Raw genomic sequence first — 15,030 nt, forward strand, 5'->3', positions numbered from 1 at the left:
AAACTTGGCCGTCAAAATTCTCGCATAACTTATTGGCCAAAATATGACGGGGGTTTCCATGGTTCAAAAATACAATGTGCTGTTTTTATGTCGCGCCAACTCGGCCCGTAGCATCATGGCCGAGGCGCTGCTGCGCGAACTGGGCGGCGACAGATTCAATGCGTTCAGCGCAGGTATTGAGCCGACGGCCGATGTGCATCCGTTGACACTTGAGCAGCTACGCCCAACGATTGCATCGGTGGGCAAGCTAAGGCCGAAAAGCTGGGAACACTTTGTCGGCCCATCCGCGCCGGAAATGGACGTGATTATCGCTATGTGCGATGAAGCGGGTGAGTCTCACGCGCCGTCATTCTCTGGAAATCCCACGTTCTGCCAATGGAGTTTCGCCGATCCGCTGGCTGTCACAGGAACCGATGCAGAACGCAAACGCGCTTTCGAGCAGGTGTTCCGTCAGATTCTGCGTCGCGTCAGCCTCTTTGTTGCGCTTCCTCTGCATTCAATGAGGCCGCTCGAACAGCGTGCGGCAGTTAATGCCATGGACGACCACGCTCCGCCGGCCATCTCTCCCGATGACGATTCCTGAGTAGTCCAGGGGGATCGAACTACTGACACGCCACTGGATGATAAAAACGTCCACGCTGGCAGCGGAGTTCACGGAGCTTTCGCGAAGCTGTCACATGGCTCGTACAACCTTGAGCGCGAAAGCGCTGAGCCGGGAGTTTTTCGACCGGCAATGCGCAGCTTATGGCCACTCCCGGTCGAACTTCCCAAGGTGACGAGATGAGCCCACTGTCCGCACAGCAGAACTTCCAGAGTCTCTCGTTGAAGGATTTGCTCGAAGCCAGAGACTTGTACCATTGGCATCTGTCCAACAAGGCGAATGTCGTCGGCACGGCTGTTGGGCTGTATCTGATTCGGAAAAACGACCCATGGCCCAGCGAGCGTGCGGCATCCGATGAGAGCAGTTCGCCCGCCGGGAAGGGCATCCGCACATTCGACAACTCCGAAGTGCGCCCGTATTCGTGGCCCGCAGTCATCGTCCTCGTACGGGACTGGGTGGATGCGACGGAATTCGGTCATGGCAAGGTCGACCCGGACCACATGGTGCCGCGCACGCTCTATATGCCGGACGGCCGAGCAGTGCCTGTCTGCGTGGTCGCGGTGCAGGTGAGCGCGCCGTCGAGCGCTGCCCCGGCCGATACCCGCTGGCCCTCCACTTATATCGGCGGAGGATGTCCGCTGCTTGCGCAGGCGCAGGGCGTCGAACGGGCGGCAAGCGTGGGATGTCTCGTCACGGACGGCCATACCACATATGCGCTCACGAACCGGCACGTTTGCGGTGAACCCGGCAGTCCCGTCAAGGCGCGACTGCGTGGCGCAGTCGCTGAAGTGGGCATCGCGTCTGAGCGGCAGTTGACCCGTGAACCGTTCACTTCGGTCTTTCCCGCGTTTCCCGGGAGCCGCAGTTACCTCACGCTAGACATCGGTCTGGTCGAAGTCCACGACGTCAACGATTGGTCAAGTCAGCCCTTTGGAATCAAAGGCGAACCCGGTGAAATCGCGGATCTCAACGAACTGAGCCTGAGCCTTCAGTTTATCGACCAGCTCGTGACGGCGTTCGGCAGCGCTTCCGGATTGCTCGAGGGCACCATCAAGGCGCTCTTCTATCGACACAAATCGCTGGCGGGCTACGACTACGTTTCGCAGTTTCTCATCGCTCCGGCAGCGAACTCGACGCAAACCCAGCCTGGCGACTCGGGCACGGTGTGGTATCTGAAATCGGGCGACGCAGAAAACCCCACGTTGCATCCGTTGGCGGTGGAGTGGGGCGGCCAGTCGCTCCTCGAGGGCGACCGGCGTCTGAACTACGCGTTGGCCACGGGGCTCAGCACCGCTTGCCAGCTGCTTGACGTCGACCTGGTTCGGGACCACAACACGGGCGCCAATCCCTACTGGGGACAAACCGGTCACTACAGCATCGCGACCGCTGCGATTGAGTCCGTGGAAAATGGACCCTTGCAGGACTTCCTTAAGGCGAACCTTGAGCGCATCAGCTTTCGCCCGAACGAACTGACGCCGGAGCAGATTCGCGAAAAATTGACCAACGGCGAATTCGTCGAGCTGGCCGATGTGCCGGACCTTGTGTGGAAGAAAACGTCGGCCCGCGCGCCTGGTGGACGGGACTATGCGCAGAACGCCGGCCCGGAACATCCCAACCACTACGCCGACATCGACCAGCCCAATGCGGACGGTAAGACGCTGCGCGATACCACGTTAAGCAGCATCGACAACATGAGTGTTGCCGTGTGGTTGAAATGGTATGCGGATGAGGGGCAAACGAATAGCCGCTCGGAGGGCCTGCTGCCGTTCCGCGTGTGGCAAATCTTCGACGAAATGGTTCGGCAGCTCAAGGCGCGAGACGATACCCGATTCCTCTGCGCGGCAGGCGTGCTAGCCCACTACGTTGGGGATGCCTGTCAGCCGCTTCACGGCTCCTATCGTTCGGATGGATATAAGGACGCGCCGGATGCTACAAGCAAAAAGTGGCCCGGCAAGGGCGTTCATTCCACCTATGAAGACAAGATGGTGGACCGGCACTCGGCTGACCTGCTGCCGCAAATTCTTCCGCAGGCCCAGGAATTCAAGGGGGCGATTCCTGCTATCTCCGACGGGCGAGATGCGGCGTTCGCCACGGTAACGCTGATGGGTCAGGCAGCGGACATTCTTCCTCCGGCGACGCTCATTGACGAATACATCCGGCTCGGTGGCGGCAGTGCCGCGAGGGTGGTCGACGGTCTGTGGGACGCCTTTGGAACCGATACGGCAAAGCTGATGGGCGCCGGCGCCCGGTACCTTGCGGCAATGTGGGAAGCCGCATTCGTCAAGGCAGATACGTCACTGCCGGCGGGCGCTCGCGAAATAGCGGAAACGGATTTGGCCAAGGTCTATCAGGACAAGGATTTTGTGCCGTCGGTGACCCTGGACAAGATTGCTTCGTTGCTTTAGGCGACGTGCTCGGGTGCGCGCGGCCAGTTCGCGCGCGATCGCCATGACGGCGACCTGCGGGTCCGGCGCTCCCGTGCGGCTGTCTGGGTAAAGGTCACTGGGTACACTGGGTAACAGTCACGATCAGCGCCCCAAACAGTCACGTAGGCGTGCCCACGATCCGACATGCGTCAGCGCGTTGCAGCGGCTACCACTGGACCCTGAGCGGCACGGTGCGAACTTCGCTGTTACTGCCCCGTCAGCGCCTTGCACATGTTCTTGTTCAATGTGGTCAGAAAACTGGCCATCGTGCTGGTCTGCTCCGCTTCCTGACTCAACTGGCTCATTTTCATCGTCATGACGGCGTTTTTCTGTTGGGCGTCGGTCGCCTGCTTCAGCATGGCTGCCTGATCCATGTCGCCGGAGGCGGTCGTGCTCGACGGAGCGGGGCCCTGTCCCAACGCGTCCCCAACGGCGCCAAGCGTATCTGTCTTCGACGACTCGATCTTGTTCAAACCGGCCTGAGCCACCGTGCCTATTGCTCCCATCGGCCCCGGCAGATGAGACGCCACGGAGGCCGCCGTGTCGAGTACGTTCCTGGCCATGCCGCCGCCGTCAGTCATCGTCGGCAGCGCGGCGCGCATCCGTGACGATATGCCGTTCCTGAACGGATTGGTGCTCGCGAACGGGTTGTTGCTCGCGAGACCGTTGAGCACGCCCATCGAATGGCCGCTGGGCGACGACGTGGGCGCACCCGGCGTTCTGGATGTTCCCTCTTTTTTGGAAAAATTCTCGATAACCGCGCCGGCTACATCCGCTACGCTGTTCAATCCTTTGATAGAAGGCATGATCCACTCCTCGATGAAACGATGAAAGTCTTCGCTTGAACCCAGCGTGACGCACGAGGCGCTACCGATCCCGACATCGACTCAAGCGCGGCTCAAACACTGTCAACCCGTCACGCCCGCACCCAGCTCGACGGCATATGGCTGACCGTGTCCGCCGATACCGCCGGCCAGGCCGGCGTTGCGGCAGCAGGTTCCGTGGCTGCCGACTCTGCTGCGCGCACGCTGCCGTCCAGTTTGGCCGCGCGCTCGAGCAGCCGGGCGCCGATGCTCGACGCTTCACGATGCTCGCGCTGTTCCGCCGCCGTGCGGGCATAGCTCTGCCACAGCGGATCCTGCATGCCGAACAGGCAGACCGCCATCAGCGCCGAATGCAGCGCCGAGCGTTTCGCCTCCTCGTCGTCGTCCTCCAGCACGCGCAATGCGTCGAGCCAGGACTGGCGGCGCAGATAGCGCCATGCGACCACCGTGCCGGCGCCGGTCCAGCGGGGCCGCAGCACCCGGATCGCGTCGAGCAGATCGTCGAAGTCGGACAGATCGTCGAGTTGCGACGCGGTCCACAGTACCTTGGTGAGTCCGCCCGCCACATCGTCCTTGCATGCTGTGTAATTCACGATTTCGTCACCTGTGTGGAAACTGCAATAAAAAGACCGTGACGTACCGCTTTACCTGCTTCGCCGCGTCTTCCCCGGTCCATGCCGCCGGCATGGCCGACAACTTCAGTGTGCAATATTCTCCGCAGCCCGGATTCACCGATGCGAACCAAACGAGCGCTGAGCGAAGTCGTCCGTCACATCGGGCGAACCCGGCGACGGCGAAAAACTTTCGGAGCTCGCCGCGCGATGCCGCCGCGCTTGCTGCGTCATCCGGTAAGTCAGCCAGCCCGGTTTGCCGCCGATCACCGGCCAGCCGTTGCGGCGCATGAACTCGATACAGACACGGTTATCGATTTCCACGTCGACGACGATCTCGGCCTTCAGGCTGAACAGCCAGTCGAGCGCCGGCCGCAACAAGAGCGCCCAGCGTCCGCGATAGGCGGGCAGCACGGCGATATGGGCCTCGTCGCCGTCGAAAATGATGCCGCCGATCGGCATGTCGTCGCAGACGAAACCGATCGACGGGCAGTCCTTGTAATAGGCGATGAAGATCTCTTTGGTGACGATCTGCAGCGCCTTCTGGCCGGGCGTTTCGTAACGGGGCGCATCGGCGTCGTAATAGACCGCCAGATCCGCTTCGGCCGCGAGCCGCAACCGGCTCATCGTAACAGCTCGTGAATATCCTCCTCGCCGGAGCGGCCGAGCAGATTGCGCATCGCCTTCTGCACATAAGGATCGGGATGATCGAGCGCAGCCTCGGCGTAGCCGTACCAGCTCGGATCCTTCAGCAGGCGCAGGCACAGCGCTTTCAACTCGGGATGCTGCGTATCAGGCAAACCGTTGACGAGCTGCCACGCCTCGGTCGCCTGGCCGCGCTGGATGGCGATCATCACAGGGAGCGCCAACTGGTCGCGCGCGTCCGGATGAGCATCGTAGAGTTGCTCGAGCAGCGCGTCGGCGTCGTCGAGACGGTTTTCCCTGATGGCGATGACCACGGCATCGGCCATCGCGGCCGCGCCGGTCGTATGGAGTGTGTCGACGGCTTGCATGACGTCGCTCACGAAGCCGTTGAATTGCTGCTGCCGCCGAACGAGCTGACCACGCCGTCGAGCAGATTGTTCGCGGCGCTGGCTTCCAGTCCTTCAGGCGTCAGGTCGGCCGCGCTCTTGACCGCGCCGAACGCGCCGCCGGCCGCTTCCTTTGCGCCGCCCAGCATTTCTTTCGGGTTCAGCGTCAATGCCCCTTTCGCCAGGTCGAAACCACCTTTCACGACGTTGCCGATACCGCTGGCGACGCCTTCAACCGCATGGCCGATGTCTTTTCCCAGACCTTCAATTGCTTTGCCGATCGCGCTCATCGTGTATCCCTGTATGTCGAGAGAAATGGCCCTCCTTCGACGAAGGAGAGAAAACCTGCGAGACAGAATTCTTGTGAACGTCCCGGTCACCAATGTAGCGTCGCCGTATCCGGTGGCACTGCGTATTGCGAATCGGGGTGCGGAAATCCGAACGAAATGTCGTGGGAAATCGCGCCCGATACAGGGGGCGGTCGAGCGCGCCGTCCTTAAGATTTTTTCCTGGATATTGAGAAGACTGTGAATTCGCCCGCTAATGGCGAATTGGATACTTCTGTGTGGGCCGGACAGCCGCTATTTAACTTTTTTCTGGAGCGGTCTTCAGAACGGTTCGACGGGATACGGCACCATGATGACGACGGGGCAAATAGGTACGCCGGGTGTGCAATATATTGGCCGGATGAGTGTTATGCAATTGTAAGAATAAGAGTCCGGCGAATCCGCTTTGGCAATGAGTATCCGGTGTGACATCGATCCGGGCGCGTCAACATCGCATCCGGTATTCAAATAAGGCCGACAGGATAGGGTTTTTAGCGCCAGGCCAGTGGCGGGCGATGACCGATACGGCATTGCAATGCGAACGCTGCATGATTTGTGTATTGCAGCAATTGGCCGGCTTTCGGTCTCGCGTCCTATCACGAATTTAATAAACTTGCACTCGCGAGCGAATATTTTTTACGATTAATGTTTCCGCTAATTTCCTTTTTTCAATTGAAATAACCAATTATTACCAGCTAAACTTGCGCGGGCGCAAAAGGTATCCATAGCGCATTTTCGTGCAAATAGATAACGACGAGACGACGGGACGAATCAGAGCAAAGCGGAAGGCGACGAAACAGTATGCGAAAGCGATATGTTTGGGTGGCACTCTTTTTATGCTGGGCAGGGTTCGCGAGCGTAGGAGCCGCCGCGTCGGACTCGCAAGTGATTGTCGAGGGAAGTCAGCGCGCGGCCGAGACCGTCCGCGCCAGCGGTCATGGCGTGCCGTTGCTGCGGGCGCTGGAGCAGATCGTACCGACCAGCTATAGCGTCAATGTGCCGAACGCCGGCGCGTGGGCCGATGCGCCGGTGAGCTGGCACGGCGATACGCCGTTCGTCCGGGCCCTCGGCGAGATTCTGAGCGGAAACCGCATCTTGCAGGCGCGCGTCAACACCGATCTTCATCTGGTCACCGTAACCGCGTTGCCGGAGCCTGTCGCCAGTTCGCCGCTGGCCGTACCGGCTGCCGCCGTGATCGACACGCCGCCGCCGGCCGCACAGACCGGCGCACAGCAGCCGCCTGCACAAACGCCGCCGATGATCGCACAGCGTCAGACGCAAATCCCGCCGCAACCGCAACCGCAACCGCAACCGCAGGTACAAATGCCGTCGCCGTCGCCGTCGCCGTCGCAACAGCAACCGCAGGTACAAGTGCAGTCGCAACCGCAACCGCAAGTACAACTGCCGCCGCAGAATCCGCCGGCTGCATCCGCCGGGGAAAGCGTGCTTCCGGCATCGCGCACGGACAGCCCGTTGCCGCAAGGCACACCGTTGACGCTGTCGGCCCCGGCCCCGGCGCAAGACCCCGCGCCGGCGCTTGCCGCGGCGGCGCCGGCCGATCCGGCCGCCGCCCGCACCTGGGAGCTCAGGCTCGCCGACGGCTCCGTGCGCACCGCGCTCGCGCGCTGGGCGCAGGACGCGGGCTGGCAGTTCATCTGGGCGGTGCCGACCGACTTCACGATCGACGCGTCCGCCACGATTCACGGTTCGTTCGAGGACGCGTTGCATTCGGTCGTCGATGCGCTCAGTCATTCTCAGGTGCCGATTCAGGCGGTCCTGTACAAGGGCAATCACGTTTTGCGGGTCACCGCGAAGGGAGCAGGTTGATGCGGTTACTCCGTCACTTCGTCGTCGTCGTCATTTCAATGTGCGTGCTGGCCGGTTGTACCGGTCTGCTCGCCCGTCTCCAGCACGACACGCACAGCGACGTCGCGCGCGCCGATCATCTGCTCGATCAGGCGAACCACGGCGACAACCGCGAGCACGACAGCGACGCGGTCGTGGTGAGCGATCAGCTCTGGCTGTCGGGCAACACCCTCAGGCTTGCACCGCAAATGCTGATGCCGGCCGTATTCAGGGAGCCGGCCAGCTTCGACGGCACGGTCGATTCGCTGCGCACTTTCGCCGACCGGATCGGGCGCATCACCCACTTGCCCGTGAAGGTCGCGCCGGGCGCCGACGAGGCCGCCACGTATGCTACGCAAGGCGGGGGTGCGGGCTTGTCCAGTGGCGGCGCATCGTCGGCGAATCCGCCGCCGCTTCCGACGGGCCTGCTGCAAGGGCCGTCGCCGACGGGCGGGCGCGGCAATCAGGCGACGTCGTTCGAGGCGCGGCCGGTGCATATCGTGTACACGCATGGCGATCTGCACGGCCTGCTCGATGCGGCGAGCGCGCGCTTCGGCGTGTCGTGGAAATATACCGACGGTGCGATCGTGTTCTTCTATACCGACACGCGCGTGTACCAGGTCTCGGCGATCCCCGGCGATTCGAAGCTCGACGCCAATGTGATGAGCGGCGCGAGCAACAGCGGCGGGGCGTCCGGCGGTGCGGGCGGTGCCGGCGTCAACGGCGGTTCGATCGGTGGCGGAGGTGCCGGCGGCGGGTCGAATGCGTCGCCGTCGGTGTCCTCGGATAACACGTCGAACACCGTGATGAACGCGCAGTTGTCGGTGTACGGCGGCTTGCAGTCGGCCATCAAGGCGATGTTGTCGCCGGCCGGGTCGGTCGTGCCGTCGCCGGCCACCGGCTCGATCACGGTGACCGACACGCCGGAAGTACTCGAGCGCGTCGGCTCGTTCATGGAACAGCAGAACCGGGTGCTGTCGCGGCAGATCCTGATCAACGTGACGGTGCTGTCGGTGGCGCTGAACGCCGACGACAGCTACGGCATCAACTGGAACGCGGTGTACCAGGCGCTGAGCACGCGCTTCACGTTCGGCGGCAACATTTTTCAGGGGCTGACGGGTGTCACGCCGGCCACGTTCTCGGCCACCGTGATCTCGCCGCAAAGCCGGGCTAACGCGACCAGCGCCGTGATCAGCGCGCTCTCCGATCAGGGCACCGTACGGCGCAAGACGTCCGCTTCGGTGACGACGCTCAACGACCAGCCGGTGCCGGTGCAGGTCGCGACCCAGACGAGCTACCTCGCGCAGGTGTCGACCACCAATACGGCGAATGTCGGCAGCCAGACCTCGCTGTCTCCGGGCACCGTGACGACCGGCTTCAACCTCACGCTGCTGCCGCACATTCTCGACGACGGCACCGTGATGATGCAGTTCTATACCAACATCTCGTCGCTGACCGCCTTGACCACGTTCCAGAGCGGCAGCGGCAGCAACAGCGAATCGATCCAGTTGCCGACGGTCGACACGCGCAACTTCCTGCAGCGGATTTCGATGAAATCCGGCCAGACGCTGCTGATCGGCGGCTACGAAGGCGTGGTCGACAACGGTACCCAGAGCGGCATCGGCTCGCCCGCCAACTATGCATTCGGCGGCGGCTACACCGCGCAGCGTTCGCGCGAGGTGATCGTGATCCTGATCTCGCCCGTCACGATGAACGGCGCCTGAGCCTTTACGGACCGAGCTCCCCATCATGGCAACGCAAATCATCCAGATCGACCGCCATCGGTTCGTATGCGGCCTGTTCTGGCAATCGTTGTCGCGGCGCCAGGAGCTGCGCGCCGAAGCGGTCGAACTGGCGACCCGGCTGAACTTCGATGCGATGGTGCTGCGCATCGACCGCAATTTCGCCGGTGCCGGTTTTGCGAGCACTCGCGAAGGCGCGCAGTTCGGTTTGCCGTCGCTCGGCGCACTGGTGTCGAGGACGATCGCGACCGAAGGCGCGTTCTACGACGGCCGCCAGCAACCGGCGCCGAACTGGCTCGGCGCGTTCAGCTTGCCGGACGGGCGCTGGGCGTATTTCGCGGTGCGCGACGGCGCGTTCCTGCCGAACGGCGACTGGGTCGGCAGCGCGGAGGAAGTGTTCGAGCATCTGCATAGCGATTACAGCCTCGGCGGCTGGAACGTCGTGATCGGCGACCCGAGCATCGAAGCACAGGGTTTCCACAATTTCTATCCACGCCGCATCGAGGACATGCTCCCGCGGCGGGCCGGCAAGACCCGCTTGCCGAGCTGGCTGAATCTGGTGCCGGTATCGCGTAATCTGCAGTGGCGGCGGTTGGCGATGATCGTCGGCGGGGCGTTGGCGCTGAGCGTGGTGATCTACGGCGGGCTGCTGTATCGCGCTTACCGGCAGAACATTGCTCGCGAGAGAGCATTCGAATACGCGCGGCAGCAACTGCTGCGGCATCCGTCGCAGGCGCTCGCCAAAGCGCCGCCGGTGCATCCGTGGGCGAGCATAGCGTTACCGTCGGTGTTCGTGCGCTATTGCCTCGATCATCTCGACGTTGTCGGTCCCGGTGGCTGGCAGGTCGACAACTATGTTTGCCGTCCGAACAACGTCAGCTTCAACTGGTCGCGCAACGACTCGAACGTCGCGATTCTGCTCGCCGCCGAGCCGCGCGCGGTCGCCGACACGAGTGGCGATCACGCGTCGCTGGTCGAACCGTTCGCGTTGCCGGCAGCCGGCGACGAATCGATCGACGGCGTGCATGGAGTGCGTATCCGCCTGCTGTCCGTGTTTCAACTGCTCGGCATCGCGCTGCATTTCTCGTTGCAGCGGCCGTCCACGCAGTCGGCCGCCGACGCGCCGCCCTGGCAGGTCTGGCATTTTTCCGCCGATCTGGGTGAACTGTCGCCGCGCAACGTGATGGATTATCTGGACGAGCCTGGCGTACGGCTGGAAAAACTGGCGTATCAGTCGGGCCAATGGAGCATCGAAGGAGTCGTGTATGAAAAATGACCGATCGTCAGAGTGTGCTTCGGATGCGGCGCGATGCCGCTCGCCAGCAGGTCGCGCGCTCGTGTTCGTTTGCACGCTCGCGGGTTTTGCCGGTGTTGCGGGCGGCGCGTTCCCCACGGCGGCTGGCGCGCAGGCCGTGTCTACAGCGCCGACCGTGAAGGCCGTGGCGCCCGCGCCGGGTGCCGCGCTCGCCCAAGCCGCGCCGCCGCCGGACCCGACGGCGTCGCCCGCCGCGCTTGCCGCCGCCAATCAGTTGATGAGCCTGCAGGAGGACACAGTGATCCTGAAAGCGCAGCTGAAAAAACTCGAAGCGCAAGCCGATGTGGCCGCGCGCCAGGACGCGCTCGGCCGGATGGGCCACGCGGTCAATGCCGATCAGCTTGGCGTCGTCGCCACGCAAGGTCTCGGCAACACGATGATGGCGACCATCGACGTCAACGACGGCAGCGAGCTCGACGTGCGCGCCGGCGACCGGTTGCCGAACGGCATCCGCATCGTGTCGATCCGCCCGGGTGTGGTGGTGGTCGACAGTAACGGCCGGCGCAGCACGCTGACGGTGTCCTCGCCGCGTCAGCGCGAACCGCGGATGGTCGCGGTCAACGGCACGTCGTCAGGCGTGCCGCCGATTCCTACTCTTCCCATGCCAGCGAGGTAAGCATCATGGCTTCTCCTCTGCACCCAGCCAATCTGTTCAAGAAAGGCTTCGCGCCATTTTCGACGCCGGCACTGGCTGCTGCGCGCGTACCCGAGCCAACCTCGAGCGGACCCGCGACGCCGGCTGTCGTAGCGCTCAATCTGTCGCCGACGCTCGCGGCCGCGCAGCGCGCGGCACGCGGTGAACCGGCGAAGCCGTCCGATGAACCGGTAGTGCAAGGATCCGTTCAGATGTCCGCTGAAGTGGCCGCGCAAACGCTCGATCAGGCCGGCGAGCATGCTGACCCGCAAAGCGCCGCCGAGGCGCCTGTGCCGCCGGCCGCCCGGCCGCTGTCCGATGCCGGCGAGTACGCGGCCAGCAAGGAGGAGCGCAAGTTCCTGTGCCTGCTCGACGACGGCCGTCTGCTGATCGCCGCAGGGCATGACATGAACCCGTTCGTGCTGTCGTATTGCGCGCGGCTCGAACGGCTCAACTATCGCTACACCGCACAGGTCGTTTCGCTCGACACCGTGCGGCGCGCCTATCAGGGCCAGCGCCGCGACGGCACCGGCGAGCGCGTCGATCATACGCAGATGCAGGTGATCGCGAAGAACCTGATCGCGCGCGCCTGCACGGAGCGCGCGTCGGATATTCACATTCGCGTGAACCGCTTCAGCACCGAGATTCTGTTCCGCATTCACAACGAACTCGTGCGCGTCAGCGAACAGACCCGCGAATACGGCGAACGCCTTCTGGCCACGCTGTATTCGGCGATGGCGAGCGTGTCCGACAACACGTACAAACCGACCGAGCGGCAGGACGCCAGCATCGGCGATCGCGACAAGCTGCCCGAGCGGCTGTTCGGCGTGCGGATCGCCACCGCGCCCACCAGCGTCGGCAGCGTGATGGTGATGCGGCTGCTGTACAACGACGCGGGCGAAGCCGCGTCGCTCGAGGAACTGGGTTTCACCGCGCGGCAGGCGGAAATGATCGAGTCGCTCAAGCACCAGCCGCACGGGATGAACATCATCAGCGGTCCGACCGGGTCGGGCAAATCGACCACCTTGCAGCGCGTGCTCGCCGGCCAGATCCGCGACATGGCCGGCTCGATTCACGTGATCACCGTTGAAGATCCGGTCGAATACCCGATCACCGGTGCGGTGCAGACGCCGGTTGTCAACGCGTTAACCGAGGAAGCGCGCTCGACCGCCTTCGCCGCGGCGATCGCCAACGCGATGCGGCTCGATCCGGACACCATCATGATCGGCGAAATGCGTGACCGCGCGTCGGCGCAAAGCGCGTTGCGCGCGTCGATGACGGGCCACCAGGTGTGGACGACCGTGCACGCCAACAGCGCGCTCGCGATCTCCGACCGTCTGACCGATCTCGGCCTGCCGCTCGCGATGGTGACCGACGAAACGCTGATCACCGGCCTCATCAGCCAGCGTCTGGTGAAGCTGCTGTGTCCGCATTGCTCGCAGCCGTTCGCCGACGCAATCCCGACTCTCGATGCGGCGCTCGTCACGCGTGTGAAGCGCGCGGTGGGCGACCGGTTCGACCAGGTGCGCCTCGCCGGACCGGGTTGCGCGCATTGCAGCAAGGGCACCGTAGGACGCACGGTGGTGGCGGAAGTGATTCGCACCGACACGACCTTCAGCGAATTGCTGCGCGAAGGCCGCAAGGGCGCCGCGCACGATTACTGGATTCACGAGCTGGGCGGCCAGACGGTCGCCCAGCATGCGATCGACAAAGTGGCCGCGGGTCTGGTCGATCCGCGCATGGCGGAACGGGTGGTCGGGCCGCTGCCGTCGGCCGACAGTCACGGCCAGCGTGCACGCCACCGTGACGACGGGCGCAAGCCGGCCCGCAGGAGCGTGCGCGCCGTGAACGTCAAAGGCAAAGACAAAGGCAAGCTCAAGGACGAGAGCAGCGAGGGCGCTGAGGACGGTCATGGCGATTGACCTCAATCGTGGCTGGGCGCGTTTGCAATTTACCGCGCATGGGCGGCTGCGCCTCTATCGCAAGATCGCGAAGATGCTCAGCAATGGCCTGCCGCTGCTCAAGGTGCTCGAGGAACTCGAAATGCGCGCGTCGCACGAGGGCCGCAAGCCGAACGAAGCGGAAGCGGTGGTGCTGTCCGACTGGCGCCGCGTGGTGCAGAACGGCGGCATGTTGTCCGAGGCGATGCAGTGGTGGGTGCCGCACACCGAACAGATGATCGTGATGGCGGGCGAGCAGTCGGGCCGCCTCGAATTGGCGTTGAGCACCGTCTCCGCCGTCGTGACTTCGGGACGGCGCATCCGCACCGCGATTGTCGGCGGGCTCACGTATCCGCTGGTGATCTTCGTGATGACGATCGGCTATCTGTACCTGTTCGGCAAGCTGGTGATTCCGCGCTTCGAGTTGATCGTCAGTCCCGAACGCTGGCACGGCGTCGCGCATTCGCTGTACACGATGTCGCGCTTCGTGCAGGGCTGGATGATCTATTGCGTCATCCTGGTCGTGCTGCTGATGGCCGCGCTGTTCTATTCGATGCCGCGCTGGACCGGCAATGCCCGCGTCGTTCTGGATCGCTATCCTCCCTTTTCGGTGTACCGGCTGATTGTCGGCTGCGGTTTTCTGGTGGCGTTTTCGTCGTTGCAGGCAGCGGGCTTCACTGTCGAAAAATCGTTGAACCGGCTTGCCGACAACGCGCAGCCGTGGCTGCGCGAACGCATCGACGACATGCTGTTCGGCGTCAAGTCCGGGCTGAACGTCGGCGAGGCGATGAAGAACACCGGCTACCGTTTTCCGTCGACGGAGATCGTCGACGACCTGTGCGTCTACGCGGAATACAACGGTTTTACCGAAGCGCTGCACGCGCTCGCGGACGAATGGATGCAGGAAGGCGTGACGATCATCGAGGCGCAGATGCGCATCATCAACGGTATTGCGATCATCACGCTGGCGCTGGTTTTGTCGTGGCTGATTACCGGTTTCTTCGGGATTCAGCAGGAAATTGCCGCTATGTCCCGCTCGATGCATTGAGCGCGGCGTTTAATCGTCAAATAGCGTCGCTGCGGGGATGCCGCGCGGACAGGACACCGTCGGCAGCAGTCATTGGCCATTAAGGAGAACCACATGCAGCAAGTAGCAAAACGGGTTACATCGGTGCGTGAAATTCGTGTTCGCCGCGCGCTTCGTGCTGCGCGCAGGGCTCAACGTGGTGCGTCGTTGCTCGAAGCGATTGCGTATCTTGGGATTGCCGCGATTGTGGTGATCGGGGCGGTGGCGTTGCTGAATGGCGCGTTCAGTAGCGCGGGAACGAATGAGTTGGCGGAGCAGGTGAATGCGATTCAGGCCGGCGTGAAGAAGCTGTATATGGGGCAGACGAGCGGATATACCGGCATTAGCACAAGCACGCTCGCAGCCGCTGGCGTGTTTCCGAGTACCGTGCCGGTCGATACAACAGCCGGCACGGCAACGGACAACTGGGGCGGTGCTGTGACGGTTGCGCCAGGCACCAACACCGGTTTCTTCACGATTTCCTACGGAAACGTGCCTCAGGCCGTGTGCATCAGTGCCGCTTCCGCCGGCGGAAGCTGGACGGCAATCTCGGTGAACGGTACGGACGTAGGTACCTTGCCGATCACTCCGGCGAGTGCGCAAACCGCTTGCGCTAATGCGACTAACACGATCATGTGGACCTCCAACTGATTGCCCGCTAGCCACCCG

14 protein-coding genes are annotated in these 15,030 nt (G+C 63.2%); 9 read left to right on the forward strand and 5 right to left on the reverse strand.

Annotated features, from left to right (window positions below; genetic code table 11):
* Nucleotides 1-58 precede the first annotated feature (58 nt).
* Both ACOSV0_RS27355 and ACOSV0_RS27360 read left to right on the forward strand, forming a co-directional pair.
* The gene (locus tag ACOSV0_RS27355) at nucleotides 59-583 is read left to right on the forward strand and encodes an arsenate reductase ArsC (protein ID WP_434115404.1); all 525 of its coding nucleotides are present in this window, start codon (nucleotides 59-61) and stop codon (nucleotides 581-583) included.
* Between the two features lie 197 nt (nucleotides 584-780).
* Complete coding sequence (locus ACOSV0_RS27360) at nucleotides 781-3,006, forward strand: S1/P1 Nuclease (protein WP_434115406.1); 2,226 nt, start codon at nucleotides 781-783, stop codon at nucleotides 3,004-3,006.
* A 227-nt stretch (nucleotides 3,007-3,233) separates the two neighbouring features.
* Here the strand turns inward: ACOSV0_RS27360 and ACOSV0_RS27365 are convergent, their stop codons facing one another.
* The 5 genes from ACOSV0_RS27365 to ACOSV0_RS27385 form a co-directional block, all read right to left on the reverse strand.
* Nucleotides 3,234-3,833, reverse strand: a complete 600-nt coding sequence (locus ACOSV0_RS27365) for a hypothetical protein (protein ID WP_434115408.1) — start codon at nucleotides 3,831-3,833, stop codon at nucleotides 3,234-3,236.
* Nucleotides 3,834-3,943: 110 nt separating this feature from the next.
* Nucleotides 3,944-4,444, reverse strand: coding sequence for an HrpB1 family type III secretion system apparatus protein (locus ACOSV0_RS27370; protein ID WP_434115410.1), 501 nt, complete (start codon nucleotides 4,442-4,444; stop codon nucleotides 3,944-3,946).
* A 135-nt stretch (nucleotides 4,445-4,579) separates the two neighbouring features.
* Nucleotides 4,580-5,089, reverse strand: a complete 510-nt coding sequence (locus ACOSV0_RS27375) for a GNAT family N-acetyltransferase (protein WP_434115412.1) — start codon at nucleotides 5,087-5,089, stop codon at nucleotides 4,580-4,582.
* Nucleotides 5,086-5,475, reverse strand: a complete 390-nt coding sequence (locus ACOSV0_RS27380) for an HrpB1 family type III secretion system apparatus protein (protein ID WP_434115413.1) — start codon at nucleotides 5,473-5,475, stop codon at nucleotides 5,086-5,088. Before ACOSV0_RS27380 ends, ACOSV0_RS27375 begins: the two co-directional genes overlap by 4 nt.
* Nucleotides 5,476-5,483: 8 nt before the next feature.
* Nucleotides 5,484-5,783, reverse strand: a complete 300-nt coding sequence (locus ACOSV0_RS27385; protein WP_434115415.1) for a hypothetical protein — start codon at nucleotides 5,781-5,783, stop codon at nucleotides 5,484-5,486.
* A 921-nt stretch (nucleotides 5,784-6,704) separates the two neighbouring features.
* On the opposite strand from ACOSV0_RS27385, the gene ACOSV0_RS27390 reads away from it, so the two are divergent.
* The 7 genes from ACOSV0_RS27390 to ACOSV0_RS27420 all read left to right on the forward strand — a co-directional run bounded on the left by ACOSV0_RS27390 (nucleotide 6,705) and on the right by ACOSV0_RS27420 (nucleotide 15,012).
* A complete protein-coding gene (locus ACOSV0_RS27390; RefSeq protein WP_434115417.1) occupies nucleotides 6,705-7,646 on the forward strand; it encodes a toxin co-regulated pilus biosynthesis Q family protein in 942 nt (313 codons plus the stop codon).
* The gene (locus ACOSV0_RS27395; protein ID WP_434115419.1) at nucleotides 7,646-9,388 is read left to right on the forward strand and encodes a PilN family type IVB pilus formation outer membrane protein; all 1,743 of its coding nucleotides are present in this window, start codon (nucleotides 7,646-7,648) and stop codon (nucleotides 9,386-9,388) included. Before ACOSV0_RS27390 ends, ACOSV0_RS27395 begins: the two co-directional genes overlap by 1 nt.
* A gap of 25 nt (nucleotides 9,389-9,413) precedes the next feature.
* Entirely contained in the window at nucleotides 9,414-10,682 is a 1,269-nt protein-coding gene (pilO2, locus tag ACOSV0_RS27400; protein ID WP_434115421.1) for a type 4b pilus protein PilO2, read from the forward strand.
* Nucleotides 10,672-11,337 (forward strand): type IV pilus biogenesis protein PilP, encoded by a 666-nt coding sequence (gene pilP, locus ACOSV0_RS27405; RefSeq protein ID WP_434115423.1) that lies wholly within the window; start codon nucleotides 10,672-10,674, stop codon nucleotides 11,335-11,337. Before pilO2 ends, pilP begins: the two co-directional genes overlap by 11 nt.
* Before the next feature lie 230 nt (nucleotides 11,338-11,567).
* Nucleotides 11,568-13,277: a GspE/PulE family protein gene (locus ACOSV0_RS27410; RefSeq protein WP_434116167.1), complete on the forward strand. Its 1,710-nt coding sequence runs from the start codon at nucleotides 11,568-11,570 to the stop codon at nucleotides 13,275-13,277.
* Nucleotides 13,267-14,343 (forward strand): type II secretion system F family protein, encoded by a 1,077-nt coding sequence (locus tag ACOSV0_RS27415; RefSeq protein WP_434115425.1) that lies wholly within the window; start codon nucleotides 13,267-13,269, stop codon nucleotides 14,341-14,343. Before ACOSV0_RS27410 ends, ACOSV0_RS27415 begins: the two co-directional genes overlap by 11 nt.
* 93 nt (nucleotides 14,344-14,436) lie before the next feature.
* A complete protein-coding gene (locus ACOSV0_RS27420; RefSeq protein WP_434115427.1) occupies nucleotides 14,437-15,012 on the forward strand; it encodes a type 4 pilus major pilin in 576 nt (191 codons plus the stop codon).
* Nucleotides 15,013-15,030 lie beyond the last annotated feature (18 nt).

Source organism: Paraburkholderia caffeinilytica, from assembly GCF_051027425.1.
GTDB classification, from domain to species: domain Bacteria; phylum Pseudomonadota; class Gammaproteobacteria; order Burkholderiales; family Burkholderiaceae; genus Paraburkholderia; species Paraburkholderia caffeinilytica_A.

Excerpts from the sequence above, each read along its gene's own strand:
- ACOSV0_RS27355 (WP_434115404.1), top strand. The coding sequence starts at position 59 with ATGGTTCAAAAATACAATGTGCTGTTTTTATGTCGCGCCAACTCGGCC.
- ACOSV0_RS27360 (WP_434115406.1), top strand. The coding sequence starts at position 781 with ATGAGCCCACTGTCCGCACAGCAGAACTTCCAGAGTCTCTCGTTGAAG.
- ACOSV0_RS27365 (WP_434115408.1), bottom strand. The coding sequence starts at position 3,833 with ATGCCTTCTATCAAAGGATTGAACAGCGTAGCGGATGTAGCCGGCGCG.
- ACOSV0_RS27375 (WP_434115412.1), bottom strand. The coding sequence starts at position 5,089 with ATGAGCCGGTTGCGGCTCGCGGCCGAAGCGGATCTGGCGGTCTATTAC.
- ACOSV0_RS27380 (WP_434115413.1), bottom strand. The coding sequence starts at position 5,475 with ATGCAAGCCGTCGACACACTCCATACGACCGGCGCGGCCGCGATGGCC.
- ACOSV0_RS27385 (WP_434115415.1), bottom strand. The coding sequence starts at position 5,783 with ATGAGCGCGATCGGCAAAGCAATTGAAGGTCTGGGAAAAGACATCGGC.
- ACOSV0_RS27395 (WP_434115419.1), top strand. The coding sequence starts at position 7,646 with ATGCGGTTACTCCGTCACTTCGTCGTCGTCGTCATTTCAATGTGCGTG.
- pilO2 (WP_434115421.1), top strand. The coding sequence starts at position 9,414 with ATGGCAACGCAAATCATCCAGATCGACCGCCATCGGTTCGTATGCGGC.
- pilP (WP_434115423.1), top strand. The coding sequence starts at position 10,672 with ATGAAAAATGACCGATCGTCAGAGTGTGCTTCGGATGCGGCGCGATGC.
- ACOSV0_RS27410 (WP_434116167.1), top strand. The coding sequence starts at position 11,568 with ATGTCCGCTGAAGTGGCCGCGCAAACGCTCGATCAGGCCGGCGAGCAT.
- ACOSV0_RS27415 (WP_434115425.1), top strand. The coding sequence starts at position 13,267 with ATGGCGATTGACCTCAATCGTGGCTGGGCGCGTTTGCAATTTACCGCG.
- ACOSV0_RS27420 (WP_434115427.1), top strand. The coding sequence starts at position 14,437 with ATGCAGCAAGTAGCAAAACGGGTTACATCGGTGCGTGAAATTCGTGTT.